7 protein-coding genes and 1 pseudogene are annotated in these 9,913 nt (G+C 33.7%); 7 read left to right on the forward strand and 1 reads right to left on the reverse strand.

Annotation, left to right across the window (positions count from 1 at the left end; genetic code table 11):
- Positions 1 to 76: 76 nt before the first annotated feature.
- Positions 77 to 625: a methyltransferase gene (locus ACQKNR_RS19895; protein ID WP_427319889.1), complete on the reverse strand. Its 549-nt coding sequence runs from the start codon at positions 623 to 625 to the stop codon at positions 77 to 79.
- 498 nt (positions 626 to 1,123) lie between these two features.
- Between ACQKNR_RS19895 and ACQKNR_RS19900 the strand changes: the two genes are divergently transcribed.
- The 7 genes and pseudogenes from ACQKNR_RS19900 (at position 1,124) to ACQKNR_RS19930 (ending at position 9,668) form a co-directional block, all read left to right on the forward strand.
- Positions 1,124 to 2,323, forward strand: coding sequence for an FAD-dependent oxidoreductase (locus ACQKNR_RS19900; protein WP_427319891.1), 1,200 nt, complete (start codon positions 1,124 to 1,126; stop codon positions 2,321 to 2,323).
- A 66-nt stretch (positions 2,324 to 2,389) separates the two neighbouring features.
- A complete protein-coding gene (locus ACQKNR_RS19905; protein ID WP_427319893.1) occupies positions 2,390 to 3,817 on the forward strand; it encodes an MBL fold metallo-hydrolase in 1,428 nt (475 codons plus the stop codon).
- A 171-nt stretch (positions 3,818 to 3,988) separates the two neighbouring features.
- Positions 3,989 to 4,285 (forward strand): type VII toxin-antitoxin system HepT family RNase toxin, encoded by a 297-nt coding sequence (gene hepT, locus ACQKNR_RS19910; protein WP_427319925.1) that lies wholly within the window; start codon positions 3,989 to 3,991, stop codon positions 4,283 to 4,285.
- 440 nt (positions 4,286 to 4,725) lie between these two features.
- Entirely contained in the window at positions 4,726 to 7,035 is a 2,310-nt protein-coding gene (locus ACQKNR_RS19915; protein ID WP_427319895.1) for a binary toxin-like calcium binding domain-containing protein, read from the forward strand.
- Between the two features lie 341 nt (positions 7,036 to 7,376).
- Entirely contained in the window at positions 7,377 to 8,090 is a 714-nt protein-coding gene (locus ACQKNR_RS19920) for a response regulator transcription factor (RefSeq protein WP_427319897.1), read from the forward strand.
- Positions 8,087 to 9,166: a sensor histidine kinase gene (locus tag ACQKNR_RS19925; RefSeq protein WP_427319899.1), complete on the forward strand. Its 1,080-nt coding sequence runs from the start codon at positions 8,087 to 8,089 to the stop codon at positions 9,164 to 9,166. The genes ACQKNR_RS19920 and ACQKNR_RS19925 overlap by 4 nt, the downstream gene beginning before the upstream one ends.
- 10 nt (positions 9,167 to 9,176) lie before the next feature.
- Positions 9,177 to 9,668, forward strand: a pseudogene (locus ACQKNR_RS19930) (DM13 domain-containing protein).
- The last annotated feature ends 245 nt before the right edge of the window (positions 9,669 to 9,913 follow it).

Raw genomic sequence — 9,913 nt, forward strand, 5'->3', positions numbered from 1 at the left:
AGCTGTTTCAGAATCTCTTATAACAAGGTTACGTACGAAAAATGGCCTCTGCAAGGCTAATAAAAATTAAATAATTCTACTCATTAAAACTTAAACTAACTACAGTTGCGATAGATTGGGCTGCATGTTCCCAGCTTCCATCTATAACTTTCCCAATCTGCTGACCAAGTGCGTTTAAATCATTTGGATTAACTGGAATTCCATTATACGCAGCAAGAATTGATAAAAGTGGAGCAGCAAATGGTGTCCAACCACCTCTATCAATATTAAATACCGGCTTATCTATTACCTTTCCATCTTGCACTGTAAACTCATAATAAAATTGATCATCTGGACGAAAACTTAAATGATGAGAAATTTGCCCCTTAACATATTTTTTTCCTGCACCTAGGTTTACTACTTCTATTTCTTTTACATTAAATTCATGCTCAAATACTTTTATTTTTTTGACTTCTGGACCATTTAAGGCAGCTTTAACGGCTGTTTCCAAATTATTTTGTGCAAATGGTTGAATACTCATTTGAGCCTCTTTTTCTGCAGCAAACACCGATGTAGTAGGTAGTGCACCTGTAGCTAATGTAGCTGCAAGGGCCGTTGTCATCATGATTTTTCTTTTCATCTTCATAGTTTTTCCTTCCTCTCTTAAAGTTATGATATATAATTTTTTAAAGACTGACACGGTGCAATATTTTATTTCATAATGCACGCAACTAGTTTAAGAATTATGCGAAATTATGTCAGAAAATTAAAATTAATTATATATGTATTTAAGATGATATCTATCTACACATATTTTTTCAATTTTTTGATAAATGTAATGATAATTACTTCTTAAGAGTCAATTTAGTACCTTGTTTATTAATACAAGTCCTATAAACATATTAAGTTCATAGTGAAAGTAATATATTTGATATTAAATGTCTTACATAATGCGATAAAATTTCACAATTTTTTATGAAAAATAAGGACTTTACGCATATAATATGTCGACGGGTAACATTAACAAAATATTCATTTAAATCAGATAAAAAAATAGTGTTCTTAACTTATAATATTGTTACTACGATGAAATAAGGCTAATAATGAGTAAACTTAAAAATTAATTTCAGATAGGAGGAGGATAATGAAGAGCAGAGATGGTTATAAAATTATTGTGATTGGTGCTGGGACTGCAGGACTATCTTCTACTGCACATTTGTTACGAAATGTACCCCTATTGAAAGAAAGTATAGCTATTATAGATTCATCAAAAAAACATTACTTTCAACCACTATGGAGTTTAGTTGGGGGAGGAATTGTTTCAAAGGAATGTACGATGCGTGATCAAGATTCACTTATTCCAAAAGGAGCAACGTGGATTCCAAAAAGTGTCGTTAAGTTGTTCCCAGATGAAAATAAGATACTTTTAGATGATGGAATGCTGCTTGAATATGAAATTCTTATTGTAGCAGCCGGTATACAAATAAATTGGGATGGTATTAAAGGCTTAAAGGAGTCTATTGGGACTAATGGGGTTTGTAGTAATTATTCTTATAAATATGTTGATTCTACTTGGAGAGAAATTGAAAAATTTAAAGGAGGGAATGCGATTTTTACCCACCCCAATACTCCTATTAAATGTGGTGGGGCTCCACAAAAAATTATGTATTTAGCAGAAGAGTATTTTTGTAATAGCGGTGTAAGAAACAGAAGTGAAGTAATTTTTTATTCCGCAAACGCTAACATATTTCAGGTTCCACGTTATGCTGATACATTAGAACAAGTACTAGAAAGAAAGCAAATTATAACGAATTATAATAAAAACTTAGTAGAAATTATCGTTGAAAGGAGAGAAGCAATTTTTGAAGATACGCAAACACTGAAAAGAGAAATTGTACCATATAGTATGATACACGTTGTTCCACCAATGGGGCCGCCTGATTTTATTAAAGAGAGTGAGATAAGTGATCATCAGGGGTGGGTAGATATAAGCCCTTATACTTTGCAGCATGTACAATATAAGAATATTTTTGGACTTGGTGATTGTACCAATTTACCTACCTCTAAAACTGGGGCGGCAATTCGAAAACAAATACCTGTCTTAAAACAAAATATTATGGACGTGCTTAACGGAAGAGACTTGCAGGCAAGATACGATGGGTATACATCCTGTCCGATTGTTACAGGATATAAAAGTCTTATACTCGCTGAATTTAACTATGAACATGAGCCTCAAGAAACATTTCCGTTTAATCAAGCGAAAGAACGGTATAGTATGTTTTTACTTAAAAGATATATGTTGCCCTATATGTATTGGAATTTTATGTTGAAAGGGATTCTATAGGGAAAGATAGAGAGTTGTTGTAAAAATTGAAAAGTAATTTGAAATAAGTATTTGGAGGGAATAGCTATGCTTTTAAAATATTTTTATGATGAAAAATTAGCTCATGCTTCCTATTTAGTTGGTTGTCAGAAGGAAGGTGTAGCCATTGTAATTGATCCAGGTCGGTATATAGAACAATATATAGAATTTGTTAAGAAAGAGGGGATGGAAATAATTGCTGCAGCTGAGACTCATATTCATGCAGATTTTCTTTCTGGGTCTAGAGAGTTTTCCCATCTTTATAATGCAAATTTATATGTATCTGATGAAGGGGATTGTGATTGGAAATATCAATATCTTAAAGAGGGCCGATACAATTTGGTTAGAGAGGGCACAGAGTTTAAAGTTGGTCATATAAAATTCAATGTAATTCATACCCCAGGGCATACGCCTGAAAGTATTTCCTTTTTAGTAACTGATACAAGTCAAAATAATTATACGAATGATAAACCGATAGGAATATTCACAGGTGATTTTATATTTGTAGGAGATATAGGAAGACCTGATTTATTAGAAACTGCTGTTGGTATTAAAGATACTGCAAAAATAGGTGCGAAACAGTTATTTGATTCTATACAAAAAATAAAAATACTCCCCGACTATTTGCAAATATGGCCATCACATGGTGCAGGAAGTGCATGTGGAAAAGCATTAGGAGCAATTCCAACTTCCACATTAGGTTATGAAAAGATGTTTAATTGGGCGTTTCGGTGTAATGAAGAAGATAATTTTGTATCGACTTTATTGACAGGACAGCCAGAGCCTCCAAAGTATTTTCCATTAATGAAGAATTTAAATAAGTATGGTCCGCCAATTCGTAAGAAGAGAGAGATTACTGCTATTAATACAGTAGAAGAACTTCAAGAAATGATGAGGAGCATTCAGCAAATAGTTGATATAAGGGATGTAGAGAGTTTTGCTGCTGCTCATGTTGAGAAGTCAATTAACATACCGTATAACAACTCTTTTACAACTTGGTGTGGATGGTTATTAGATTATAAAAAAGAAACTTTAATAATTTTAGATACGGAAAAGGTTAGAGTGGAGGAAGTTATTAGAGACTTTGAATCTATTGGGCTAGATAATATTATTGCTTTTGCACCTTTAAAAGTAATACAAAGATTTGATAGTTTAGAAAATTACAAAGAAAAAACATCAATTGAATTATATTCGCATATAAAAGGTGGAAGTGTTAAGGTTATCGATGTGCGTAGTAAAAAAGAGTGGGAGGAAGGACACCTTCATGATGCAATACATATCACTTTAGGTAATCTATTTGAGCAGCTAGATTATATTCCGAAAGATTGTCCAATAGTTTTACAATGTCGGACTGGATTGCGTTCCGCTATAGCAGCTAGTATTTTACAAAGAGCTGGTATAAAGGAAGTGGTTAATTTAAAGGGTGGATTTCTTGCATGGAAAAAAGAAGGGCTTCCTTATACAACATGTAATTGAATTAGTTGAACCAATCGGGCGTTTACGAACAGTTAATCTCCCACCTAACTCCCTCGCATTCGCCAGATTTTGAGGTGGGAGTCTTACTGCCCGTTAATGCGGGATCAATTGAAAGAAGGTATATGGGGAAATGCCCCTGGAAATTTAGAGGATTATACAAAATAAGATTCAATAATATTGAACATACAAAGAGCTTTTAAAGCCAATATCGATTTAGCAATGCATATTGTAGCAGGGAAAAAGCTAGGATTACCTCAATCGAGTCAAGAGGCTTTTGATTTGTTAGTTACAGCAGGTTTACTTAGCGCAGATCTAGCAAGTAAGTTAAAGGCGATGGTTGGATTTCGAAATATCGCTGTTCATGATTATCAAAGTGTAAATTTAGATATTGTTCGTCAAATTATTGAAAAACATTTAAAAGATTTTAGACTATTTACGAAAGAAATTATGGGAACACTGGAATTATAGGTACATATGTCTTAGCATCATCATTACAAAAATCAACATTCATCTGTAAAAAAGTGTAAGGATATTTCGGACTGTATTTAGTTGGTATAATTAGATTTCCCTGTTCTTGTTTTCTTAACGTAATATAGAAAAGATTTAGCCTTATCATTAAATGGCACGAAGATACATGACAATGGATTAAAATAAAGTATTAGACTAGATTATGGACTATGAAATGAATTTTTAGATAAACCAAAATAACAAGAAAAAGTCCCTTCAAATTTTGAAGGGACTTTTTAGTATATAGAAATCTGGCGAAAACAATGAAATAAAAATAATAGGTTTATGAAAGACTTTTGTAACACTTACGAGAGAGAAATGAAAGATTTGGTAGATATGATGAAATTAATCTTATTAGTAGGCGTTCTAACTTACTTAGAAATCAAGGAGGAAAAATAAAAATGAAGAAATTAAAGCCAGCACTTAGTGTACTAGGTAGTTTAACTATGGCACTGACGATAACATCCCCTACTTTAGCTGAAACAAAGCCTCAACAAGACGGGAAAGTAGAAACCTTTAAAGAAGACACCAATATAAAGGAAGGACAGAATGTTATCTATGGTGATTCTGGAAAAAAGGGAATCATGATTATGGAAGAACCCCAGGAAAATAATGATTGGGATGAGGATGGTATTCCTAATATTGTAGAAGAAAAAGGATTTAAAATTGTATTTAATGAAAAGACAGGGAAAAATGAAGCCCAGTTATATGACCTAGTAAATGACTTTGGGAAAAAGAGATTTATAACAAATCCTAGGAGTGCAAACTCTGATGGAGACCCTTTTACAGATAGCTATGAAGTGGAGCATTATGACAGTGATTCTGATACAGATTTTAACCCTATGATCGCGAATGTACCAAATCTACAAATTGCTGTAAAACGTATCGATATTACTCCAGTTGCTAGTATTACAGATTCAAATGGTGAATCGCGTACTAAAAGTTGGGAAAAAAGTTTATCTGTACAACATTCTTTTAATGTTGGGTTAGGGGTTGAAGGTGGCGCCGAGGGATCGGCAGTGGGTCCTGTCCCTTCAGGAAAAGGATCGTTAAATGTAGGATATGGTTACTCTAATACAAAAACGGAAACAGAAAGCATCTCTAATAGTTTTGATTGGTCGACAGCAACCACTGTTGATTCATCTAAAGCAGCAAATGTGCGTTTCCATCTAGAATATAAAAACACGGGTACTGCATCTGCTGGGGATGTTTCACCTCACTTTAACATTCGATTAGGAAATAAAATTATCAATACTGTAAAGGCAACACAAGACCGTTATAAAGCAAACTTGTTAACTACAGAAAAAGGGGGGAATAATAAAACTGAAATTCTAATGGACAGTGTAGAAGGTCAAGCGGATGTGAAAATTTCCCTAACACTGGATGAATTAAAAGCAGTAGAACAAGGGGCACCCCTTTCTATTGAGGTCTTGCCTACTAGTACGATGAATGTGTATACAATGAAAGATGGAAAGTTTGAAAATTTAGGAGATTGGTCACATTTTGCATCAAATGTAAATGCTTCTACTACATTAGTAGAAACAAACTACGGTTCTATACCAAAATATAGAGTCTATACACCAAGAACGAGCAAGGAAAAGCCTGCTAACATTGAGCATAATCTTTCACTAGACGAACTCTTTGCACATACTGGGATAGCTGATAAAGGTTGGGTAGCGAATTATGTAGTAAATGGTCGCCTAAACGAAGAACGAGTTCGTTATGGTCCAAGTAGGACTCTTTTAGAACGAGGTAAGAACCTTGGTTTCTTTGATAATCGTGCACTACGACCAACTCTATCATATAGCAGTTATGATTATAGCAAGAAAAAGATTTACGCATCGGTTATACCAGGGATATTTAATTTGAGTGAAGAGATCTTTGTTACGGTTCGTAATAAAAAAGGTGAGAGCCAAAAGGTAACATTAGTTCGAAATCAGAATTCAAATGTGTATGAATCTAAAGAAAATGAACCTGTAGACATAGCAGTAAACCGTGCATCTCTTGGAGAATCTCAAGCTAAGTTTGAATTAATTGATGTAAAAGACAATAAAACTGAAGTTTTCACGCCTCTTGTTTCAAATAAAAGCTATCTAGACGCTATCGATAAAATAGTAGTAGATAATTCTGGAGAACCTATAGTAGAAGGAAAACAGTATTATTTGAAGTCAGCTGTTAATTTCTATAACGGTGTACAAGAATCTTGGAGCGCTGGTACCTTAAGTCAATCAATTAATGGGAGATATGTACACTTTTCACTTAAGGGTAATAATTGGGATGGATTAAGACTCGGTCCTATCCAACAAGCAATACACGGACCAGACATTCAGGCAACACCAGTAATACTTGAAAGAAAAGGTAAATCTAGACCAGAAGAACCATTCAAAAAAGATGAAGAAGTGTTTATGAAGTTTACGAATAGTAGTCATAGTAATTACCAGTATTTAAACATTGGGAATGGTTATGACTATAGTTGGTTAGATACTGAAAACAATAAATCTGCTATTAAATTAGACAAGCTTCCTAATCAAAAGAGTTTCTATCTAAAATTTGATTCTACTTATATAACATCTAGAGAAAATCAGTGGACTAGTTCTGTTGCAGATAATGGTATCGCCCCGCTTGTGGGTGCTGGTGAGCGTATTTTAAAATCTGAACATACAACTTCACCAGGAAATAATCATAAATGGGAGTTAGAAAGTATTAAATAGTTATGTAATCTATATACCCCCTGTCCATTTGGACAGGGGGTATATAGAGGTCTCTAAATATAAAAAGTTTTTCTCTACATTTGTTGCCACTATTGCATATTCTACAAATTGAAAAGTCCTCAGTATTTTTCCACTAAAAAATGTTATATAGACAGTATGAGTAGTCAAATGTTAAAGTTATCATCGAAATTATATAATTTTTAGTGACTATAAGATTCAGGTGTTAGATTTTAATTTGGTAATACTATTAGTAACAACATCCGTGTATCCAAGTTTCACAGATTTAAAGTTAATAAGAGAAATATTTTTTTGTGATTGGTAAAAAGAAAGTGGGATTCTATATGAAAAAAAGAATTTTAATCGTAGAAGATGAAGAAAATATTAGAGAAGTATGCAAACGGTATTTAGAAAGAGAAGAGTATGAAGTATATACCGCTGTAAATGGCATAGAAGGTTTAGATTTGTTTCTTACTCATCAACCAGATTTAATTATTTTAGATTTGATGATACCGAAAATGGATGGATGGGAACTATGCGAAGAAATTCGTCAACAATCAAATGTCCCTATTATTATGTTAACTGCTAAGGGAGAGGAAAGGGATCGAATTTTAGGCTTAACAATGGGAGCAGATGATTATGTAACAAAGCCATTTTCCCCTCGTGAATTAGTATTAAGGGTTCAAATTATACTAAGAAGAGGTAGCCAGGTACCGATACAAGCAAAAGAATCTCTATCGGAAGTGATAGAATTTCCAGATTTAAAAATATATCCAAAGACAAGATGTGTACTTGTCTGTGAAAATGAAGTGGAGTTAACGGTGAAAGAGTTTGAGATACTTTGTGTCATGGCAAAACATCCAAAACAAGTATTTTCTCGCTCGCAGCTTCTTGAACTAATTTGGGATTTTAGGCACGAAGGGACATCAAATACAGTTACTGTACTAGTGAGTCGTTTACGCGAAAAGCTCGAGAAGCATACGATAAAGAATCGTTGGATTCATACAGTTTGGGGTATAGGATATCGTTTTGAACCAAATGGGGGAAATGAAACATGAGATTACGTATTCAATTGTTACTCATGAATTTATTAAGTACCAGTATCATGGTAATTGCTATATGGTATAGTGATACGAGAATGTTACTTGAACCAGAACAAACACGATTATTAACAGTAATTGCAGTTGTAGGACTAATAATTTCAACGTTTATTTACTGGTTAATGACACGCCCCATTATGAGATCTATTAGAAATTTAATGGCATTAACGAAACAATTTAGTGATAGACACTTCGAAACGATGTATATAATTGGAAAAGAACCACAGGAGTTTAAAGAATTAGCAACAGCCTTTCAACAGATGGCAAAAAAATTAGAAGAAGGGTTTACTCAGTTAGAAGAAGGGGAAAAAGCACGTAAGGAATTGATTACGAATATTTCACATGATTTACGAACGCCTATGGCTAGCATACAATTGATGATAGAAGCGTTACAAGATAACTTGATTGAAGATCCTGAAATGAGAAAGCAATACTTGGCAACGATCTTAAAAGAAATAGAAAGATTAAGTGGATTAATTAATGACTTATTTGAACTTTCAAAGTTAGAGTTTGAACAAGGAGATTTTTACCCAAGTTTCACACATATAGATAAAATCCTGTTAGATGTATTAGAGTCACATTCTGTCTTATTGGGAAACAAACAGATTGATTTACAATTGGATGTTTCTGATACATTACCTCGACTTTTAGTTATGCCTTGTAAAATAGCAAGGGTTATAGGTAATTTATTAGATAATGCCATTCGATATTCCCCTGTTGCTGGAACAATTGAATTGATTGTAGAAGAAAATAAGCAAAATCAACAAGTCCAGTTTATTTTGCGTGATGAAGGAGAGGGAATTTCGCCAAATGACCAACTACGCGTATTTGAACGCTTTTTTAGGACAGATCAATCAAGGAGTTCGCAATCTGGAGGATCCGGCCTTGGACTAGCCATCGCAAAATCATTAATTGAAAGGCACAAAGGAGAAATTGGTGTGAGAAATCGCGCAGATGGTAAACGGGGAAGTGAATTTTGGTTTACTCTTCCTAACATATCAGAAAAAAATAAGACCACTGAAAGACTTTTGTAACGTTTACTTCATGAAAAGAAAATATATATTATTTATAGGGGGATTTATAATTATCGTGGGAATCCTATGGTCTTTGTTCCGACCGGAGAAATTATTTATTGATAAGAAAGTGAATGAAGCACTGCCACGAACTGAAATGCGATCAATAGAAGCAAAACAAGATCAAGTTATAAATGAAAGTCAATTTGAAAATGGTGTCCATGAAACAACTGGAACAGCAACAATCCATCAATTAGCGGATGGAAAACGTGTTTTATGATTTTCTAATTTTTCAACATCTAATGGGCTAGATGTTCGAGTAGTATTAGTTTCTACAAATCGTTTGAAAAATAATGAAGATGTTAAAAAGCATCAGTATATTGAATTAGGAAAATTAAAGGGAAATAAGGGGGACCAAAACTATGAAATTCCTGAGGGAGTAGATGTAAGTAAATATGGTTCAGTTTCTGTTTGGTGTAAGAGGTTTAATGAAAACTTTGGCGCTGCTTATTTTAAAAATTGACACTCCTACCTTTAAAGGGGCAAGCTGATCCACAGGTTGTGTTGCAAAGTTTTTTAACACATAAAAAGGTGAAGGAATTGTTGTTGAATTTTGCGAAGCCATTAATAATTTTTGTAATTCGTTATACGTCGAAAAGACGAAGTCTGATTGTGAAGTGACCCCAAAAAGTTAGACATATTATTTTATTAGGCAGCCCCTTTGGTATGTGTTCGGTATTGCACCGGACTCATACCTTTTAATTTTGC

This window comes from Bacillus sp. NPDC094077 (genome assembly GCF_050279465.1).
Lineage (GTDB): Bacteria > Bacillota > Bacilli > Bacillales > Bacillaceae_G > Bacillus_A.